Origin of the sequence: Alkalicoccus saliphilus (assembly GCF_003044065.1) — a bacterium.
GTDB classification, from domain to species: Bacteria; Bacillota; Bacilli; order Bacillales; family Salisediminibacteriaceae; genus Alkalicoccus; species Alkalicoccus saliphilus.
In genome coordinates this window covers 23533-44096 of the sequence record NZ_PZJJ01000019.1, presented here as the reverse complement: position 1 = coordinate 44096, position 20564 = coordinate 23533, and the positions used below count along the sequence as shown (strand labels likewise).

The following is a 20564-nucleotide window of genomic DNA, read 5'->3' as shown; positions in this document are numbered from 1 at the left end:
TTCCTCTCCTGAAAAGTGTGTGGATACTGTTCGTTCTTTCATCAAGGAGATGCTTTTTCCTCCAAAACGTCCGGCGGGGACGCCGGTGGGATTGAGCGAAGTCGGAAGATCCTTTTCAACGCCGGAGGGCAAACAGCTGACGGCGAGCCCCACGGCAGGGCTTAGCGCAGGAGAAAGCTGTACGCTCAAAAGAATTATTATTCTGAAATTAAGACTTAATCAACATTCTGACAAGGCCTCCGTTGCAGACGGAGGCCTTACCGTTGGCTTGTCTTCAGCTGACTTTTACGAAAGCAGATCTTCAGATTATCTGCTAGTATGTTTTAAAAAATAAACGGATGAAATGGATTCGTATTCTCACAGTTCTTGAATGGTTGGTTGCTTTTCCAGTACGGCGTCTGGGTTCGTTCAAGCCTTTAATATCTTCTTCAAAAAAAAAATCTATGTCAAAGTTCGCTGACGCCTGAAGAAAAACTTCGCTTTCAATTGGACTGCCGTGGAGGGAATTTCCGGGTAGGCTGCGCTCTGTGAGATCTCCAATCTTCTCTTCCACGGGCCGGTTTTGCTTCATTTTTTCTTCAAGGAAAAAGAAATGATTCTGCTTTTCATGAACGCTGCTCTTTATTCTGTAATAACCGGTGCCAAGGCGATTTTTCGAGACGCCTGCGGAAAAAGAAAGCGTGAAGATCCTCCCGGACGGAAGGAGGGGATAGCTGAAGGCTTTCTCCGCGGCAAGCGAAGAAAAAAGAGCCGCAGGCAACTCTCAATAATCACCTAGAGCTTTAATAGACCAAAAAGAAAAATAAAGAAGTTCCCTTGTTCTATCAAATACGGAATTCCAAACTGTCCGCTTTTATAAATGGAAAGGGACTGCCCGGCATCGAGGCAGTCCCTTTTTTCTTATTACTGTTCGTTGCGTCTTTTCTGCAAAGCCACTAGCGTAATCATTTCGTAGGCTACGGCGGCAGAGAGACCGGCAGTAATATCTCCGGTGTCGTAGGCCGGAAGCACTTCCACTAAGTCAAACCCTTTCATGTTCAAGCCGTCGAGGCTTCGTACATATTCCAGTGCTTCAAAACTTGTCGGACCGGCAACTTCCGGAGTGCCCGTTCCTGGGGCGTAGGCCGGATCGACAAAGTCGATGTCGAAGGTGACAAACACCGGCCGGTCGGGGCCGACGCGGTCATGGATGCGCTGGATGACTTCTTTCTGCCCGAGATTTCTCGACTCCCGCATCGTGATGACTTCAAAGCCGAGTTCTCTCGCATCTTCAATACACCCGGGTCCGTAAAGAGGCCCCCGCATGCCGACCTGAATCGAATGATCTGTATCAATGAGGCCTTCTTCCACAGCCCGCCGGAACGGCGTACCGTGCATATACTTTTCCCCAAAATAATTGTCCCATGTATCGCCGTGGGAGTCGAAATGCACCATCGCGACAGGGCCGTACTGCTTGGCGAATGCTCGAAGGTTTCCTAATGAAATCGAATGGTCTCCGCCGAGAATGATCGGGACAACTCCTTTCTCAAGAAGAGGCGCCAGTCCTTCGGTCATTTGATCATACGTCCGGTGGATGTTTCCCGGTACGACATCAAGGTCTCCGTAATCCACGCCGGAGCAGTAGTCGAAAATGTTGATTTCCTGATCCGGATTGTACGGACGTAGAAGCACGGATGCGTCCCGCACGTGCTGCGGGCCGTAGCGGGCTCCGACGCGGTTCGATGCCGCGGTGTCAAAGGGGACACCAAGAACGACAAAATCTACATCTTTTTCTGTACGGACATGTTCCAGTCGCATAAACGTGCGAATCCCGCTGAAACGGGGGGATAGAGACGAGTCTTTAGGCTGATATTTAATCATAGAATCCTCCAGTAATAGAGTTGTTTTAGTAATAAGTTGATTATATAAGGGTAAAATAGAAATTTTTGTTGTTTATACTTGTGATGGAATACCTTTTTCCTCGGCAAAGCGGGTCAGTGCTTTATCCAGCGCCTGAATTCCATCATCGATCTGGCTCGTCGTTACGGTAAGCGGAGGAATCATGCGGATCACTTCTCCTTCATTTCCACACAGGTAGAAAAGTACACCCTCTTCCAGGGCCAGATCCAGAATGCGGAGAACTGCTTCCCCGTCCGGATGGCCGGTGTTGAGGTCTTTGATTTCAAGTCCGATCATCAGACCGAGGTGACGGATTCTGTTGATGACGGGATGCTTTTCCTGCAGCTGCTGAAGCTTCTGAACCGCATATTCACCGGTCTTTACCGTATTTTCCAGCAGTTTCTCCTCTTTAATCACGTCGATTGTCGCGAGAGCGGCAGAACAGGCGATCGGATTACCGCCGAATGTCGTCGCGTGGCTGCCCATCGGCCACTGCTGCATGAGCTTATGATTCGCTGCGGTAGCGCTCAGCGGCATACCGGACGCAATGCCTTTTGCCACGGCCATAATGTCCGGCTGGACGTCGAAAGTCTGCGCCGCGAACCAGTTGCCGGTGCGGCCGAAACCGGTCTGCACTTCATCAAAAATAAGGAGCATGCCGTGTTTCGTGCATAATTCCCGCACTTTTTGCAGCCAGGACGCAGGGGGCATGACATAGCCTCCTTCTCCAAGAACAGGTTCGAGAATAACCCCGGCCACTTCATCCGGTGAAACACTGTATTTAAACAAATTTTCAAAGTCCTTTTCTAATTGGCTGATCGCTTTGTTTTCATCAATCGTGCCATCTTCGTTTTCAAAATCAGCCGGCCGGTAGTAGGGGATTTGATAAGAAAGATTGTCCGGCTGCAGGTACTTTCTGTATTTGCTCTTTGATGTACTTACGCCTAGAGCTCCCATCGTCCGGCCGTGAAAACAGCCGGTAAAACTTACGATATAAGGGCGGCGGGTGACGTATTTCGCGAGCTTGAGCGCTCCTTCGATTGCTTCGGTGCCGCTGTTTCCAAAAAAGAAACAGTCGATGTCCCCGGGCATAATTTCTGCAAGCTCATCGGCGAGCTGAAGAATCGATTCGTATTGTACGACACCGATTGGACCGTGGGTGAGTTCATCCGCGGCATTTTTAATGGCCTCCACTACTTTCGGGTGACGGTGGCCGACATTCGTAACAGCAATGCCGGAAGTGAAGTCCAGATATTTTCTGCCGTCCCGGCCCCAGTAGTAGCAGCCTTCTTCTTTTACGACGGGGAGGTTCGGGTGATCCTTGGCCATGCTCGGGGCAAGGCGCTCCGGCATTTTTGCAGACAGTTCGTCCCAGTTTTTTGACATAGAGAGACACCTCTTTTTTTAATTTTAGTTAAAAATAAACGTACGTTCAGCAGCCCTTCCTCCTTAAAAGAATAAAAAGTGGGCCATCAGCGTAATGATCGGCAGCGTAATAAGGGTCCGCTGAATAAAGATAACTACCAGGTCGAGCAGGTTCAGTGGAATTTTAGAACGAAGCAGTAAAATTCCGACCTCGGACATGTAAATCAGCTGTGTAAGAGAAAGAGCAGCTACAATAAAGCGAGTGAGTTCACTCTCAATACCGCTTCCGATAACAGCCGGCAGGAACATATCCGCAAACCCGACGACCATCGCCGGCGCAGCTGCATCTGCTTCCGGTATTCTCATCAGTTCAAGCAGCGGCACGAGCGGAGCGGAAATGATGACGAAAAAATTCGTGTACTCGGCAGTGATAAGCGCCAGCGTTCCGAGAGCCATAACAAGCGGAATCAGTCCGAACCAGATATCGAGGACGTTTTGGAAGCCTCTTTTCGCAACGCCTGCGGCGCTTTTTACTTCAGAAGCTCTGGAAACCGCTTTTTCATACGCCCAGCGCCCGCGCGAAATGCCGGACGGGGCCTCCTCAGAAATCTGCTGGCCGACTTTTTCATAGTACGTATCTTTCTTCCAGGAGAGCGGTGGAATTCTTGGACAGATGACCGCTGCGATCAGCCCGGACACAACGACCGTAATATAAAACTGCACGAACATATGGTCCAGCCCGATAAAGCTGATAACAACAAGACTGAACGCGATGGAAGCAACCGAGAAGTTGGTCGCAATAACAGCAGCTTCCCGCTTCGTATAAAAGCCGCTTTCGTACTGCTTCGTCGTAATTAACACCCCGACGGTCCCGCTTCCCATCCAGGAAGCGACCGCATCGATAGACGACCGGCCAGGCACTTTAAATACCGGCCGCATGATTTTTCTTACGACGGTACCGATATAATCCATCAGCCCAAACTCAAGAAGGAGAGGCATCATCAGGCCGGCAAAAAAGAACCATGTCGTAAGTACAGGGATTAATTCATAGAGCACCGTACCGCCTGTGAATTCGTCCCAGATCCAGCCAGGACCGAGCTCGAAAAGCACCATCACGGCAAACACCGCACCAAGGAGACGCATGATCAGCCAGAAATTCGAGACGTGAAAAAGTCCTGCAAGGAACGGCGATTTCATTATCCAGTCCGGGCTCGCGACGCGGGCAGCAACCGTCAGGATAATGGACAGGAGGAGCACCCCTGTCATAAACAGCGGGATGACTCCGGCAAATAAACCAAGGAAGAATTCCGCGAGAATGCCGACTCCTATCGTCCACTGGCCGGCGTAGGGCACCGGAACAAGAAACAGGAGCAGACCAAACAGGGAGGGAATGATAAACTTCATTTTGTTGGACCGGTTCATAATTTGAGAGATGTCTTTCGAGTTGTCAGGTTCTCTCATGGGGGTTTGCTCATTCAATGACACGCACACACCTTTCTCAGTTGGGATAAAAACAAAAGTTTTGTATTCGCTTTCTTACCCCTCTAATACATGCAAGGTTTGTGCCACATTAACACTAAATTCCGTACTTTCTTAATTTTCGCACGATAGAGGGCTGGCTGACACCGAGCACCTCGGCCATTTTAACGGTGGTGCCCCACTGCTCTTTGGCCTGGCGCAGCACCTGTTCCTCCACTTTTTCCAGCGTATCCTTCAGAGGCATTTCAGCACCGGGAGGAAGGGAAGTGGTAAACTGCCTGTACGTTTCAGGAAGCTCACTTTTAGTTATCACGTGGGAGGAGGAGGTGACGATGAGCCGTTCAATTAAGTTCATCAGCTCCCGCACATTGCCCTGCCACTTCTGCCGGTAGAGCTCCTGCATGACCGCATCATCCAGCAGTTTGTTTCGGTCGTATTTTTCACCGAACATTTTCATGAAGTGGGTGACAAGAGGCGTCAAATCTTCCGGCCGCTCCCGGAGCGGAGGGATATGAATCGGTACGACACTGAGACGGAAGTACAGATCTTCCCGAAATGCTTTTGCCGCTACCTGCTCCTCCAGAGGCTGATTGGTAGCCGATATCAAGCGGAAATCCAACGTTTTCGGCTTCGTTCCGCCGACCCGGTAAAACTGTTTTTCCTGAATAAATTTTAAAATTTTCACCTGAAGTGGAAGGCTCAGTTCGCCTATTTCATCAAGAAATAACGTGCCTCCTTCGGCCGTTTCTGCAAGGCCGGGTTTACCTTTTTTGCTCGCTCCGGTAAAGGAACCGCCCTCGTAACCAAAAAACTCTGCTTCAAAGAGAGACTCGGGGATTGAGCCGCAGTTTACTTCAATGAAAGGTCCGTTTCGCCGGGGGCTCGTCTGGTGAATCATTTTCGCGATGTGCGTTTTACCGACGCCGGATTCCCCGAGAAGAAGAACATTCACATCGACATCCGCCACCTGTTCGGCCGTCTGCAGGCAGTTTTTCATCAGCTGAGATTCCGCAAAAAAACCGCTGTAGCCGAGACTTTTCCGCCGAAGCTGATCAAGTTCGCTTTTGACACGGGCCATTTCGTCCTGGACGTCTTTCAGGTGATTTTCCATCTTCGCCATTTCGGTGACGTCATGGGAATAGGAAGCGATCCGCCACACGTCGCCGTTTTCATCAAATACGGGCACCCCGGTAATCAGCAGTTTTTTCCCGAAACATGTCGTCTGAATCACGTTGACGCGGTCTTTTTGCTCGATGACGACGGGAGTGACGATCGGTGTAAAAACTCCTTCTTTTTCCAGCTGATAAACGGTTGTCCCGAGCACGTCCCGGTCTTCTATCCCGTACAGTTTTTTCGTTGCGTCACTGACCGACATAATCGTTCCGTTTCTGTCGGTAACAAGCAGGTCATCTTTTAACGCCTGTAAAATAGCTTCACTTTCGTGATGGGATCTTGTCTGGTCATGAGTCATCCGTAAAACCTCCGAATTATTTAAAAATGAATAACCAAATAAAAGTTATAACCACTACAGCAGTAGGAAAGGATAAAAAATATCATAAATAAACCGCTGATAAAGTAATTTAACTATTGGAAATATTTAAACAATGAAATTATTCATATTTGAATAGATTATTCATAATTGTATAACAGGTGAATGGAAGAAGGGAGGGTAGTATTGTAACTGTTTTCAGACTGGACCGACTACAAGTAGAGGAGTAAACAGAAGAGTGTGGATGCAAAATAAAACCAGGAAAAGACGAAAATGTCCTTTCCTGGTCAACGGGGAATAACTATAACTTATGAAGCTCTACTGCTGATTTTACAATTGTTTTTTAACGAGCTCATACATAACCTTCACACATTGGTGAATGTCTTCCCATCTGGATTCTTCTTTTTCATTGTGACTTTTTCCGTCGATACTCGGCACGAACAGCATGATCGTCTCGGCCAGGCGGTTCATGTACATCGCATCGTGCCCCGCTCCGCTGTACATCCGGTGGTAAGAAACTTTTTCTGAAAGACAGACATTCTCAAGATCCTGCACAAGTTTTTGTGAAAAAGGGGCAGGGGGCATGAATGATAAATCTTCCAGCTGGCTGTCCAGATCAAAACGGAGAGCTGTTTCGGTGAGGATCTGTTTCATCTTATCTATTCGCTGCTCGAGAATTTCTTTTTCAGGGTGTCGGATGTCGATGGAAAAAACCGCTTTGCCCGGGATCACATTGACTACATGAGGTTCTACGGCAATCCGCCCAAACGTGATGGATGTTTCATCTTCCAGAGACAGGACCCATTCATGGAGAGCGGTCATAGCTTTAAAAGCACCGACCGCCGCATCCTTTCTCGTACTCATCGGGCTTGGACCTGCATGATCAGCTTCTCCGATAAACGTCGCTTCATGCCAGGAAAGTCCCTGTATTCCTTCAACAATTCCAATCGCAGCCTGCTGCTCAATCAGTACAGGCCCCTGTTCAATATGCAGTTCAATAAATTTATCCACGTCCTTAAGGCGGAAGTCTTTTTCTCCGGCATAGCCGATCCGCTTCAATTCGTCTCCGAGTGTGATCCCCGAATCATCCGCCAGTTGAAACATATCTTCTGTTTGGTACACACCTGAGAGAACACCGCTGGATATCATCGGTTTAGGGAAGCGTGCTCCTTCTTCGTTGGTAAAATTCACAACAATGACAGGCTGTTCGTGAGAGACGCCCTCATCGATTAAACTTTCCACGATTTCGAGTGCGGCCAGTACGCCGAGCGTTCCGTCGTATTTGCCGCCTTTAGGTACAGAATCCAGGTGAGAGCCAATCACGACAGGTTTTGCAGAAGGATCGCTTCCCGGCTTTATTCCGTATATATTCCCGAGGTCATCGACCCGGACAGTAAGATGAAGCTCTTTAAACCAGTCGACGAGAAGATCTCTCGCCTGCTTGTCTTCATCACTTAAAGCAAGGCGGTGGAGCCCGCCCCGCTCCGTTTCTCCAATACGGTTCATTGTTTGAAATCTGTCGTACAGACGAGCTTCATTAATTGACACGGCGATCATTCCTTTTTTAGTGGGCTGCTTTGAAAATACAAAATGAATATCCGCTTTTTTTCCATAGAGAGGCTTTCCGAGCGGACCGGCCTCAGCTAATTCTGTCTTTCTTTTGTCGATCAGATTGGGGCTCGTCCTTCATCGCTCTAGAGTCCCTCCATATCTCTTCCACGGCAAGCCGCCGAGAGGAAGCGAAGTTTTCCAGGTCCAAAACTAATCTTCATATAGCATTTTAATTAGTAGTAATAGTCTGCGTTCCAGAGTGCTGCAGTAAACAGCGTGGAAGTAGCTTCTATTCCTGAACGCCGCACCAGCGTATCAAAAAGTCGGCATATACTTTCGTTACTTCTTTGACGCTTTCCAAATCTACCCACTCGTTGACACCGTGCATGTTTCCGCCGAGCGGCCCGTAGCAGGTAGCCGGGATGCCGTAATGAAGGTTAAAGTATTTAATATCTGTTGTACACGTAATGGAAGTTGTTTCAAGCGGCTGATTCGTTGTGAGCTGGTGACTTTCATCCAGCTGCTCAAAAAGCTCCGATGACGTATCTACAGAAACTCCCTCCGCATGAAATCCGTAAAAGGTTACTTCAGGCGGGGTCTCTCTCAGCCACTCATCTTCTTTAGCCGCGTTTAAAATCCATTCCTTTACTTCTTTTTTAATATCCTCAGGATCTTCTCCCGGATAGAAGCCGACTCTCGCTTCCAGTGTACATTCGGAAGGAACGGAAGACGGCCAGGCGCCGGAATGAAGCGTACCGATGTTAACGTTTAAAGGATGGGCGTGCTCTTCAAAATCTTTATGTTTAGGTTTCGCGTTAATATACTTCCGGTACTCTCCGAGTGCCTCGATAATATGAGTGCTTTTTTCAATCGCATTCACCGCCCGGTCGGCCCGTTCCGTGTGGGCACCTACGCCGAAAACTTTCACCCTCACCCAGATAACACCTACCTGGGCTTTCACTGCTTTTTGCGCGAAAGGTTCCGGAATTAAAGCGCCGTCGGCAGTGTGACCTCTCATCAGGGCAGCTAAAGCTCCGTTGCCCGTGCATTCTTCCTCAATAACGGTCTGTAAGCTGACGTCCGCTCCAAGGTTGATCCCTGCTTCCTTTACCGCCCGGTAGGCGAATATCATCGCAGCGACGCCGGACTTCATATCCTGGATACCGCGGCCGAACATTTTGTTTCCAACGATCGTGGAAGACCACGGGTCATAATCCCAGGCAGCGGAAGGTTCCGGGCTAACAACGTCAATATGTCCTTGGAAGATAAGGCTTTTTCCTTTCTTAGTCCCGTGATGTCTGGCGCTCCCGACGACGACCGGACGCCCGTCGTAAGACCATTCCGGCGGGGAAAAGGCGGGGTGGGTCGAAAGCTCCTTTACATCAGGAACGAATGAATCCACCTCCAGCTCTAACACATCCTGAAAATAACCGGCAAGATACCGCTGTAACGCTCCTTCATTCCCAAGCGTGCTTGGGAACCGGCCGATATGCTGGAGAAATTCTACTTCTTCCTCCCATAAGTCATCGACTTTCTGAAACGTTTTGTTTATTTGTTCATGAACATCTACTGCAGTCATTACTATCGCTCCTTAGCTGTATTTATTAACCGAGCATCATCAGGAAGTACCCCCAGACAACGGCAGCCACCCCGATAAAGGAAATGGAAATCACCATCGTCTGCTTGTATTCTTTCTTCAGCTTTGCTGCTCCGTTTTCTTGCTTTAATATGTCATTGATCGTTTTGGTGGATAAACTTGTCTGCTTCATTTCCTTGAAATAGTCCATTTCATACTGGTTTGGCTTCGTTAAAAGGCCGATAACAATTAAGGAAATTACCCCTGCAGCAAAAGAAATCATGAGCGAATCGATATGCACCGGCAGAGTAATGAATTCGCGCCGGGCAAGTTCATCAATTACTACAAAGGACGTTGTACCGATCAGCATGCTCCCGACAGCTGCCTTGCTGTTCATCCGTTTCCATTCGAGACCGCCTACGACAGTCGGCAGCCAGCCGACAGCGAAAATAGCTCCTGCGTAAATGGAAATCCAGTAAATAGCAGAAGGACGAGCGATAGCGATGGCACAAACAATAATCGCGACGATAATTTGCGCGTACCGTCCGGCAAGCAGGCCTTTTTCGTCACTCATTTTCTTTCCGTACACGTTTTCGTACAAGTCACGCGCTAAAGCAAATCCTGTAAGAACAAACAAAGTGGAAGCCGTGGACATGATGGAAGCCATTAATCCGGCGAGGCCGATGCCGCCAAGCGTTGCCGGTACGTGATTCAAAAAGCCGATGACCATCACGTTATCCGTGTTTTCGATTCCAGGCTCAAGCACCCGCATGCCGCCGGCAGCCAAGAAGACGATGACCTGCATGAAAGGAGCAAGAAACACCCCGATGACGGCAGCTTTTAAAATAACGAAATCGTTTTTAGCCGGGAAAACACGCGATACGAGCGCGGGAGTACAGGCAAAAAACAAAATCCAGACGAGAAATTGCGAAATGGACCACCCAAGCGGCCGCTGCTCCGCTCCTTCAATCGACCAGTAAAAAGGAATCGTGTCTGCCAGCGCTTTCATATCTGCAAACCCTGCCTGACCGATAATCATTGGGGCGATAATGCAGGAAATCGCAAGCATCGTAAACAGCATGATCGTATCCGTAACAACAACTCCGTACATGCCGCCAAGTGCACAAAAAACAAGCAGCGCAATCGTAAAGAGAACGATCATAAACGGAAAGGATATTCCCGTTACTTCACTAAGCACGAGGCCGGCACCGATCAATTGAATAACCCCGTACCCTAACAGACCAATAATCATAATGATGAGAGAAATAATACTGACTGATTTGTTTTTAAACCGTTTTTCGAAGAAATCCGGCATTGTCTTGCATCCAAGAGCCTTCATTTTACGACCTATGTAAATCACCGCCAGAAGCGTTCCTATCCAGGCGCCGAAAGAACCTAAGGCGGCAATAACGAGCGGGCCTTCCGCATACGACTGGCCGGCTATACCGAGGAGAGTTACCGCACTTAAATACGTGGCAGCCAGCGTTCCGACAATCAAAACGGTCGAACCTCTTTCTCCCATGACGTAAAAATCGTCTTTGTTTTTAACGAGACGGGCGACAAAACCGCCGATGATTACATATAAAGCGAGCACTACAAAAAATATAACTGCCGTCATCTGACATCATCCCCCTTATTTTGATGCTTCTTTTTTTCGGTCACTTTCCATTGAACTATCTTCAGCTTCTTCTTCCTCCGCTTCCAACTGCCTTATAACGGGAAGATACTGCTTGCGTAAAATCCAGATGACAACCGCAGAAGAAAGCACTGTCGTCATAAAGGCATTAAAGAAAAGAATAAAAACATCCATGTTCATATTTTTCACCTCCGGATCAATCTACCCTAGAGTATAAGCAAGATGCATGCCAACAATAAATGGCATTTTTCCTGAGAAACAGGTAGTATTCGGCGTAAAAAACGACTAAAATAAGTTTAAAATACGTATTTGAGTCGAAAAAGAATCAATGTGATTTGATATCGACTCATTTAACGAGGCGGATTTCTGTCAATTGAGTCGAAATCAACTCAATATATCTGACTATTTTAAAAATTTCATTTACTGTCAGAAAATTTTACAAATTATTTTTTATGGAGCTGGTCCTGTGAGCATAAAGAAGATGTTTCAAAACGAAGTGTACACCTCTGTTTTAAACGTCATTAATGACGGCTTGTATTTTATTGATAATCAAGGAACGACGCTCTGGCTCAACGATGCGAGTGAAAAAATTCTTGATATGCCCCGCGGGGAAATGATCGGAAAAAACGTAGTGGATCTGGAAAGGCAGGGAATTATGCAGCCTTCGGTTACACGGATGGTGCTGGAGAAAAGAAACACGATCTCGACGATTCAATCTTCTTCCAAAGAAAGAAAGTACATGGTGACAGGGCATTTAATCACGATTTCCGGGGAAGAATTAATCATGGCGCACTCCCGGGATATTACCCAGGCGGTGGAAACATCCAATCAGCTTGAAGAAACAGAAAACCTGCTGAAGCTCTACAGCCAGCAGATCCGTCATATTCAAAGCCAAAAACATTCTCAAATAAATGAACAGTTTTTAGGGGCAGGGAAAAGTTTTACGGTACTGATGGATTTGATTCAAAAAGCGGCAGGAGTGAATACGACGGTTATTTTAACGGGGGAAACCGGCGTCGGGAAAAACACGGTTGCAGAACAGATTCATGAATTAAGCGACCGCTGTAAACATCCCCTGGTGCACATTAACTGCGGCTCGATCCCGGAAACGCTGATCGAATCCGAGCTGTTTGGCTATAAAAAAGGTTCCTTTACAGGAGCTCACGCGGGGGGAAAGACGGGGTTGGTCACGATGGCGGACAAAGGGACGCTGTTTTTAGACGAAATCAGTGAACTGCCCCTCCATCTGCAGCCGAAGCTGCTTCAGCTTCTGCAGAATAAAACATTTCTTCCAGTCGGGGCGACGAGCGTGCAGAGCGCCGATATCCGTATTATTGCCGCCACGCACAGTGATCTTTTTGAGATGGTGCAGAAAGGAACGTTCAGGGAGGATTTATACTACCGCTTAAATATTCTTCCGATACGCATTCCGCCCCTCCGGGAAAGGGAGGAGGACATTGTTTCCTTTCTGCATATGAATTTGACTCATTTTAATAAAAAACACAGCCAGAACAAATCATTCGCTCCGGGACTGATCGACAAACTGCAGAATTATTCCTGGCCGGGCAACATCCGCGAACTGGAAAATCTCGTGGAAAGGCTCGTGATAACTTCAAAATTCGAGGAGATTACAGAAGAAGATCTTCCGGAAAAAATGAGGGAATCGTACGCCGGGGGCGCTCATAAATATATGCAGGAGAAGGAGACGCTTCCGGAAGCGGTGGAAAGAATGGAAAGAGAAATCGTGTATCAGGCGCTGGAAAAGCATCAAACGACCCGGCGGGCTGCGGAGGCCCTCGGGATTACACAGTCGGCCATCATGCGAAGAATTAAGAAGTACGATTTGACGTACTAATGAAGGCTTTTTTATAAAGTGCGGCGGCTGAATGACAAATAAAAATGAAAAGACCGGGAGCGGCTGATCAGCCGCTCCCGTTTTCCTGTCGCTTGGAAGTTCTTAACGATGAACACTGCCTATTGGACTCCGGCAGGTTCCAAGATCAATCCCCTCCTCATGAAGCAGCCGCTTAATGTTCACGACCGGATTTCCTTCATTAACCTCTGCTGTGACACCTTTGATGGTTTCGTTTTCTTGATCCGTGAGATCTTCATCCGCAAGCTTTTTAAGAAACCAGTTTTTAAATTCCACAGGTGCGATATTGCCGGCCATGGAGGAGAGGCGGTTGAACCCGGAGGCTATTTTTGCCGCCGCGTCGATTTCTCCACCGATATAAAAATAAAACGCCTGTTTATTGATGAGCTGCTTCATTTCTGTCACTTTTTCTTTATTTCCGGCTTCTTTAATCCCTATGACGCTGTCAAGGCGGCTTAATTTAACAATACTCGCAGTCGACAAGTCGAACCCGGTTCTTTTCGGATTGTTGTACAGAATCGCGGGTTTGCTGCTCCTTTGGATAATACTCCTGGAATAAGCGACGGCTTCCTCCTGGGAGGGAATAATATAAGGAGGATAACCGAGCATCACTCCCGAGATATTCGTTGTGCTGATTTTGTCAGCGAGTAGTTCCGCTTCTTTCTGCCGGATGGAAGCGACCCCGAATAGAACCTCCATTTCGTTTAACAGTTCCTTCTCTGAAACGAGCCCGTCCAGAAGGGCTGTTTTTTCCTCCAGGCTCAGGCTGTGCTGTTCGCCGGTCGTACCGCACACAAGAACCGATTTTATCCCCTGATGGTGCAGATTTTTAATGTGATCGATCGTTCCATGGACATTCAACGATTCGTCTTCAAAAAAGGCGGTAGGTACAGCAATATGGACTTTTTCCTTCAGCATGAAGTCATCTCCTGTCGTTTTAGTATGTAATGAAAGGTCTGCGTATGAGATTTCTGACTATTTCACTATACTAAGCTGTATTAAGCGTTCCAGCAAGGGGGAGCCAATAAGCCAAGAAAGTGCTGAACAATAAGCAGCGAGCAGACGGCGGATCGTCTTATCGAAAGCGGTTAACATCACAAACGTTAGGAGTGGGTACCTTTGTGTATAGAGAAGGTTGTATTAGGGAGGAAAAGGTCTCCGATCTAAAGACGCCTAAGCGGTCCGGAACTGATAAATGGCACAGGAACCGGGCAGCCGACGCAGCATTCCCGCCCGTACCGCTGTACCTGTCCAGGCAGAACAAGTAATCAAACGTAAAATATTGGTAGAATATTCTGACTTTTGGACTTATACTGTATATGAAGTACAAAAAAGGGAGGGGTTTGATGAAAAGGTTCATAAAACTCGTTACTGCTGTTCTGCTTATCTGTTTTCTGGCAAGTCTTCTGCCGTCTTCTGCTGTTTTTGCCAAAAGTGATAATGCGAAAGAGTCGCTTGTTTCTGTGGGGGATTCGATACCGTTCGGGTTCAATCTCGGACAGACGAACCAAAATCCGGCAAAGGTCAGCTATCCTTATGTGATCGGGGAGCTGAGTGATCTGCGGGTGCGTAACCTCGGCGTTTCGGGATGGGATTCGGATGAGTTATTGACTGCCCTGCAGACCGATCAAAAGTACCGGCAGGCTCTTATTCACTCGGATTATGTCACAGTGACCATCGGCAGTAACGATTTGCTCGATATCCTGCGGACGGCAGCGGCAGAAAGCGGCGGGGATCAGGCGCTGTTTCAGCAACTGCTGGAGCAGAAGCTGAACGACAGTGATGTTTTTCAAAATATCGCCCAAATACTCCAGGAAATCCGCTCGCTGACAGACTCACCAGTCGTTTTATACAATGTGTACAACCCTTTCCAGGTAGGTGATCCGCTCCATGATCTCGCGAATGCTTTTCTTCCGCAGATCAACGCCACCTTGGATCAGCTGACTCTATCAGATCAAAATGTTTATCTGGCGGATGCCTACAGCGCCTTCGGCAATGACCAGGCGACTTACGTTTTACCAGGAGATGTCCATCCGACCGAAGCGGGACAGGCCAGACTGGCGGAAATCGGCCTGCAGGCTTTCGGGCTTAATTCAAACACCTCTCAGCTGCGACTTCAAAACCAGCAGTAATAGCTTATGCAAAGCAAGGGAACTAATCTATCCCGGCTCCAAACTTTCTTTTATTACGCCTCTGGAAAACATTCCAGGGGTTATTTTTATATTAATAAAATAGGCGGCTGTAGAATCGGTAGAACAAAGCAAAAAAGTATATAATACTTAATAACCATATACAAATTTTCCCTCTAAAAAGTACGTAAAGACACTTTATTCTGGATAATTAAGGTATAATACAGAGAAAATAAGAATAGAGAAGAGGGAGCGTATGGGAAACGAGAAACAAGAAAAGAAAAAGAGGCACATGCTTAAAGCGCCCGAGATTATTCGAACTTACTGTGAACGAAACGCTATTCCTCACATCCACGTGGTTGAATCCAGCTTTCCGGAAGCCGGGTTTGCAGGCCAATTTTATTCAGCTGTCAATGACGAGGAAATTGTTACTTTCAAAATAACCGATGCTGGTTTGTTTTACAAAGATGGCGAAAAAGAAGAAAAAATGCAGAAAGCCTTAAATAGTGTATTTATACATAACAAAATACGATTGGAGGAGTATGAACAGGTCACGGTAGACAATTATGCGATGAAAACAGAACTCATATTTGATGACAGCAGACGGATTATTCAGCTCATGAGTGATGGAAAGAGCATCGTCGGATACCTGAAATTAAATACCGACCTTACATTTATTGAAGTGGAAAGAGCCTGGTACAACAAAATTTTTGGATTTCGTAGCCGAAGCAAAACAAAAATGGCCACAGCTTCTGCTGCCTATATCTTAATGCTCGGCTCCTGTGCTTCCATCCTTATAGGAGGGGACACGGAAGAAGAAATCGCAGCCGAAGAAAATAACCAGAATGTTTATGAGGAAACTTTGGAAGAATCGGAGAATAATGAAGAAAGTTCAACTAATGAAGAGCCTGAAAACGAGGCAGTAAATAAAACGGAGAACAGTGAAGAAGAAAAGGAAGAAGAACAAGTTACGGATGAAGCAGCGAATGAAGAGGAAGAAACGAATACGATAACTGGGGAAGAGGAAACGGTGGAGAAAGAAAAAGATATCTTCAACACGGAAATGACTACAACATTCACTACAAATATAGACGAACCAGAATCAGAAATCAGCGAAGAAAATTACGAGAAATACAACGATATTATGGACTATCTTGTATCCTATCCAGATAAGCCGGAAGAAGATCTTTTCGAAGAACTAGCAGGCGAATATAATGAATCGGCAGACGAACTGCAGGAATTCATGAGAACCCATATGGACGATGTCATTGCTTATGATTTTGGTCAGTCAACAAACGATGTATCGATAGAAGAAAGTGATGTTAAAAGCACGATAAAAGACTTCTTTAATGAAAATGTTGAAGACTCTTCTCTTCTAGATATTGACGAGAATCAAGCAGACGTAGAAATCACAAATTTGAGAACTTTATCTAAAGGTGAATTTGAGTACGCTGGGGATCCATTTGATTATATTTTAAAGACGGAGTATACGGGGGATTTTCAGCAAGTAGGGGTCTTTCAATTGAAAGTGAATGGGGTAAATATTGATTTGGATTAAATATTTTTCGAATGCCACTCAAGAATAAACTACTCTAAAGCACAGGTCATCTGTGCTTTAGAAAATAGCCAAACCCCATTTGAAAGAATTTCTAAAAACAATCAAATAAATAGTGAAGATAATATAAATTGTGTTTAAAAGCAATAAAAAGAGCCTTTTCATTGTAATAATGAAATTATAAGACTCGTACATAAGCTAAAAGATAAATATAGTGGTGAAATATATTCAGTATATTCAATAGAAACGAACAACTTTTTAAAAGAAAGTTTATTCAAAGAGCTTTAAAATGAATGGGATTAGTGTGATAAAGTATGCTCTATTAAAGTCTCACAGCATTTTTAAGAAAGTAATATGGGAGAAGGAGCCAGTATTATGTTTCTAAACAAAAATATTGCTGAAAAAATCATTTTGGAATTAAAAGATGCTATAGAATACCATATTAATATTATTAATAATAATGGATTTATTATTGCAAGTACAGACTTACAAAGAGTCGATGGCTACCATGAAGGAGCTTTAATTGTAATTGAAAACGATGGTACAGAAATTATAGTGGAATATGATGAACAATATCGGGGTTGTAAAAAAGGAGTTAATCTTCCAATATATTTTTCGAATGAATTGGTTGGAGTAGTAGGGCTCACAGGAAACCCAAATGAAGTAGTTAAGTATGCACGAATTATTAAAAAAATGACTGAAATGGTTCTGTATGAACACTTTGATTTATGGAATAGAACTAGCAGAGAGCAGGTAAAGTTACTATTTGTTAACGATTTGATAAGTGGTAATTTACACTCTTCTTTTTTTAATGTTGAAGAAAGACTACAAAAATATAATTTAAATACTAAAGGACCTTATAACGTTGCTTTGCTTAAGGTAGTAGAAACGGGAAATGAATTAATTAATAGTAAAATTAACGATGCAAAACAAAATATTGTAACAAATTATATTCTGGATAAATTAAGTTACAGAAATATTTTGGCTGTTTATAACGGCAATCTTTTTGTTATCATCACTAATTTAGATATTGAGTCGGTGACAAAAGAAATAGAATATTTAATTTCTAAATTAAAAGAAATTCATGGAGTATCATTGTTAAGTACCATAGGAAACACTTATGATTTTTACGGGGATATACCAAAGTCTTATAACGAATGCATAAGCATACTTGAATCTCTCAATCAAAGAGAAGGTGTATATCCGTTCTATAAAGCGGCTTTAAATGTAGCAATTAGTAAAATTCCTGAAGCATACAAAAAGACTCTAAAAAACCAAGTTTTTGCGGAATGCACTAATGAAGAAATTAAAGAGTTTGTTAATTTTATACAAGACTATGTTTTATTAAATGGTTCGTTAAATTTATTAGCTAAAAAAAATCATGTGCACAAAAACACCGTTCAATATAAAATACAAAAGTTAAAAGACAAAACAGATTATGATCTAAGAATCTATAAAGATATGCTTCTCTTATATTTGGCCTCTAACTATTAAAAGGAATATTTTCAGTATATGTTATGCGTGATAACTAATTAACTGAAATCATGTTATTTGTAATATAGTTTTATCATAAAATATTAACTATACTTTCATTAAGAAAGATAACTGAAACTTTCAAATAATCAAAAATGTAAGCGATAACATTGTAGAGTGAGGTTTTGCTTAATGAAAATAGTGATTGCCATTGATTCTTTCAAAGGATGTTGCACAACCTTTGAAGCGGCCGATGCAGTGGAAAGAGGTCTTAGATACTATCGTGATGACGTTCAGGTTACAAAAATACCTATTGCCGATGGAGGTGAAGGAACAGTTGACACATTGGTAAGTGCATTAGAGGGGGAGTTTAAATATGCGAACGTTTTAGATCCGATTGGTCGAGAAGTGAAAGCGAAATATGGGGTGTTACCCGGGAATATAGCAGTAATTGAAATGGCAGCTGCTTCAGGTCTCCCTCTATTAAGTAACTACGAATTAAATCCCCTTACAACGACTACTTATGGTACAGGACAGCTAATAATCGACGCATTAGATAATGGTTGTAAAACAATTTATTTAGGAGTAGGGGGGAGCGCAACCAATGATGGAGGAGTAGGTATGGCTCAGGCATTAGGTGTTAGTTTTAAAGACAAATCTGGTCAAGAAATTGGCTATGGGGGAGTTGAGTTAAGCAGAATTGAAACGATTGATACTTCCTTAATAGACTCAAGGATCGAAAAGTCGAATATTTCAATTTTATCAGATGTGAAAAATCCCCTGTGCGGCAAAAATGGAGCCTCTTACGTGTATGGCCCCCAAAAGGGTGCTACATCTAAAACCATTGAGTTGCTTGATTCAAATTTAGAGCATTACGGTCAAATCGTGAAAGAACAACTTTCGGTAGATGTATTAAGTATGGCTGGGGCAGGTGCGGCAGGGGGAGTAGGAGCTGGGCTGTTTGCTTTTTGTAAAGCGGAAAGTTTTTCCGGCGTAAATAAGCTTATAGATCTCATGCATATCGAAGATTATTTAAAAGATGCGGATTTAGTGATCACAGGGGAAGGAAGAATAGATTCTCAAACGATTAATGGAAAAGTTCCTGTGGGCGTAGCCAAAAAAGCAAAAAAATATGACCTGCCAGTTATCGCTTTAGTGGGAAGTATAGGAGAAGGAGCTGAGAAGACTTATGAACATGGTATTGATGCAATTGTAGATATAATTCCCTCTCCACAAACTCTGGAATATTCTTTAAAAAATGGGATTTCACTTATAGAAAGTACAACCGAACGAACCATGCGGCTTTGGAACACTAGTGAGAAGAGTTGTCACAAGAAATTAGTATAAAAGATAACTTATTGAGAATTTAGAAGTTATTTTAAGTTATTATAACAAAAAATTGAAGGGAGTAATTTCTATGAAAAAGAAAAGAAATAAGCTCGTAATAACAGGAGTAGCATTTTCTAGTATAGCTTTGTTAGGGTGCGCAGACGTAAATGATTCAGCTGATAATTCGGAGAATGATACGACTGAGGCTTCTTCAAATGAGAATGGAGGAGAGTATAGACTTGGTATGGTAGCTGCCCAAGACAGTATTCAACATCAAGGTGCTGAAATGTTTGCTGAAAGAGTAGAAGAAAAGACTAATGGGGAAATCTCAATTGATGTATTTCCGGGCGGACAAATCGGAAGTGATGAATCACTGGGCCAAGATTTAGGGAGCGGTAATTTAGAATTTGCTTTTCTTAATCAAGGTTCTCTTTCGGGAATGGATCAAATGCTAGATTTTCATTACCTCCCGTATATAGTTTCATCTTATGAAGAAGCGGATGAAATATATTATGGAGATGGAGTTATTCCGCAAACGATGGAAGAAACTCTGCTAGATAACAATATTAGGGCTTTAGGTTGGTATGAATTAGAATTCCGTGGTTTGTCTAATTCTAGTGGTCCAGTTGAAAATCCAGAGGACATTGATGGCCTGCAATTAAGAGTGCCAGGCTCTCAAGCAATAATGTCTTTCTTTGAAGAAGTAGGAGCCCAAACAGTTACAGTAGCTATGCCAGAATTATATACAGCGCTGCAACAAGGTACTGTAGATGGGCAAGATAATGGGTTGCTCATAACATATGATAACAACCTACATGAAACGAATGAATACTACACTAGATTAAACCATGTTTTTGCTACTGGAACTATTGCTATGAGTGAACAAATTTGGGGGAACTCGTCAGAGGAGCATCAAGCTGCTTTGGAAGAGGCGGCAGAAGAAGCACAGGAGTGGCAAATTGAGGCTCAAAGGGCTGAAGTTGAAGAGTATGCACAAATGATGGAAAGCGAGGGAGTAGAAGTTATTGAGTTAGACGACAATCAACTTGAGACTTTTCAAGAGATTGGAATGGACTTGTGGGATGAATTAGAAGATGTATATGGCAGTGAAAATATTGAGGAGTTAAGAAACGAAGTAGAGGAAGCAAGAGAGTAACGATCACTAACAAAACCTGACTTAACTTAATTGTCTCCGGGTGAAATGATTTTTACCCGGAGACATTAAAAGAGA

General features: G+C 44.5%; 15 protein-coding genes. 6 read left to right on the top strand and 9 right to left on the bottom strand.

The genetic code is table 11. The features are described 5' to 3' along the window. Positions 1-903: 903 nt before the first annotated feature. The 8 genes from speB to C6Y45_RS11560 all read right to left on the bottom strand — a co-directional run bounded on the left by speB (position 904) and on the right by C6Y45_RS11560 (position 11154). A complete protein-coding gene (gene speB, locus C6Y45_RS11595) occupies positions 904-1860 on the bottom strand; it encodes an agmatinase (RefSeq protein WP_107585386.1) in 957 nt (318 codons plus the stop codon). A 72-nt stretch (positions 1861-1932) separates the two neighbouring features. Next, positions 1933-3264: an aspartate aminotransferase family protein gene (locus tag C6Y45_RS11590; protein ID WP_107585385.1), complete on the bottom strand. Its 1332-nt coding sequence runs from the start codon at positions 3262-3264 to the stop codon at positions 1933-1935. A 63-nt stretch (positions 3265-3327) separates the two neighbouring features. Then, positions 3328-4704 (bottom strand): YjiH family protein, encoded by a 1377-nt coding sequence (locus tag C6Y45_RS11585; RefSeq protein ID WP_107585384.1) that lies wholly within the window; start codon positions 4702-4704, stop codon positions 3328-3330. Positions 4705-4819: 115 nt separating this feature from the next. Continuing rightward, entirely contained in the window at positions 4820-6193 is a 1374-nt protein-coding gene (locus C6Y45_RS11580; protein ID WP_107585383.1) for a sigma-54 interaction domain-containing protein, read from the bottom strand. 348 nt (positions 6194-6541) lie between these two features. After that, a complete protein-coding gene (locus tag C6Y45_RS11575) occupies positions 6542-7759 on the bottom strand; it encodes a Zn-dependent hydrolase (protein ID WP_218017812.1) in 1218 nt (405 codons plus the stop codon). A 292-nt stretch (positions 7760-8051) separates the two neighbouring features. After that, on the bottom strand, positions 8052-9341 hold the full coding sequence (locus tag C6Y45_RS11570; protein ID WP_107585381.1) for an ArgE/DapE family deacylase: 1290 nt from the start codon (positions 9339-9341) through the stop codon (positions 8052-8054). Positions 9342-9366: 25 nt separating this feature from the next. Then, a complete protein-coding gene (locus tag C6Y45_RS11565) occupies positions 9367-10956 on the bottom strand; it encodes a sodium:solute symporter family protein (RefSeq protein WP_107585380.1) in 1590 nt (529 codons plus the stop codon). Between the two features lie 15 nt (positions 10957-10971). After that, positions 10972-11154: a hypothetical protein gene (locus C6Y45_RS11560; RefSeq protein WP_107585379.1), complete on the bottom strand. Its 183-nt coding sequence runs from the start codon at positions 11152-11154 to the stop codon at positions 10972-10974. Positions 11155-11440: 286 nt separating this feature from the next. Between C6Y45_RS11560 and C6Y45_RS11555 the strand changes: the two genes are divergently transcribed. Then, positions 11441-12829: a sigma-54 interaction domain-containing protein gene (locus C6Y45_RS11555; RefSeq protein WP_245922649.1), complete on the top strand. Its 1389-nt coding sequence runs from the start codon at positions 11441-11443 to the stop codon at positions 12827-12829. A 102-nt stretch (positions 12830-12931) separates the two neighbouring features. Here the strand turns inward: C6Y45_RS11555 and C6Y45_RS11550 are convergent, their stop codons facing one another. After that, the gene (locus C6Y45_RS11550; RefSeq protein ID WP_107585378.1) at positions 12932-13765 is read right to left on the bottom strand and encodes a dihydrodipicolinate synthase family protein; all 834 of its coding nucleotides are present in this window, start codon (positions 13763-13765) and stop codon (positions 12932-12934) included. 428 nt (positions 13766-14193) lie between these two features. Between C6Y45_RS11550 and C6Y45_RS11545 the strand changes: the two genes are divergently transcribed. The 5 genes from C6Y45_RS11545 (at position 14194) to C6Y45_RS11525 (ending at position 20489) form a co-directional block, all read left to right on the top strand. After that, positions 14194-14979: an SGNH/GDSL hydrolase family protein gene (locus tag C6Y45_RS11545; RefSeq protein ID WP_107585377.1), complete on the top strand. Its 786-nt coding sequence runs from the start codon at positions 14194-14196 to the stop codon at positions 14977-14979. 253 nt (positions 14980-15232) lie between these two features. Further along, a complete protein-coding gene (locus C6Y45_RS11540; protein ID WP_107585376.1) occupies positions 15233-16534 on the top strand; it encodes a hypothetical protein in 1302 nt (433 codons plus the stop codon). A 351-nt stretch (positions 16535-16885) separates the two neighbouring features. Then, a complete protein-coding gene (locus C6Y45_RS11535) occupies positions 16886-18025 on the top strand; it encodes a sugar diacid recognition domain-containing protein (RefSeq protein ID WP_107585375.1) in 1140 nt (379 codons plus the stop codon). Between the two features lie 171 nt (positions 18026-18196). Continuing rightward, positions 18197-19351, top strand: coding sequence for a glycerate kinase (locus C6Y45_RS11530; RefSeq protein ID WP_107585374.1), 1155 nt, complete (start codon positions 18197-18199; stop codon positions 19349-19351). Between the two features lie 70 nt (positions 19352-19421). Continuing rightward, complete coding sequence (locus C6Y45_RS11525) at positions 19422-20489, top strand: TRAP transporter substrate-binding protein (RefSeq protein ID WP_107585373.1); 1068 nt, start codon at positions 19422-19424, stop codon at positions 20487-20489. Positions 20490-20564 lie beyond the last annotated feature (75 nt).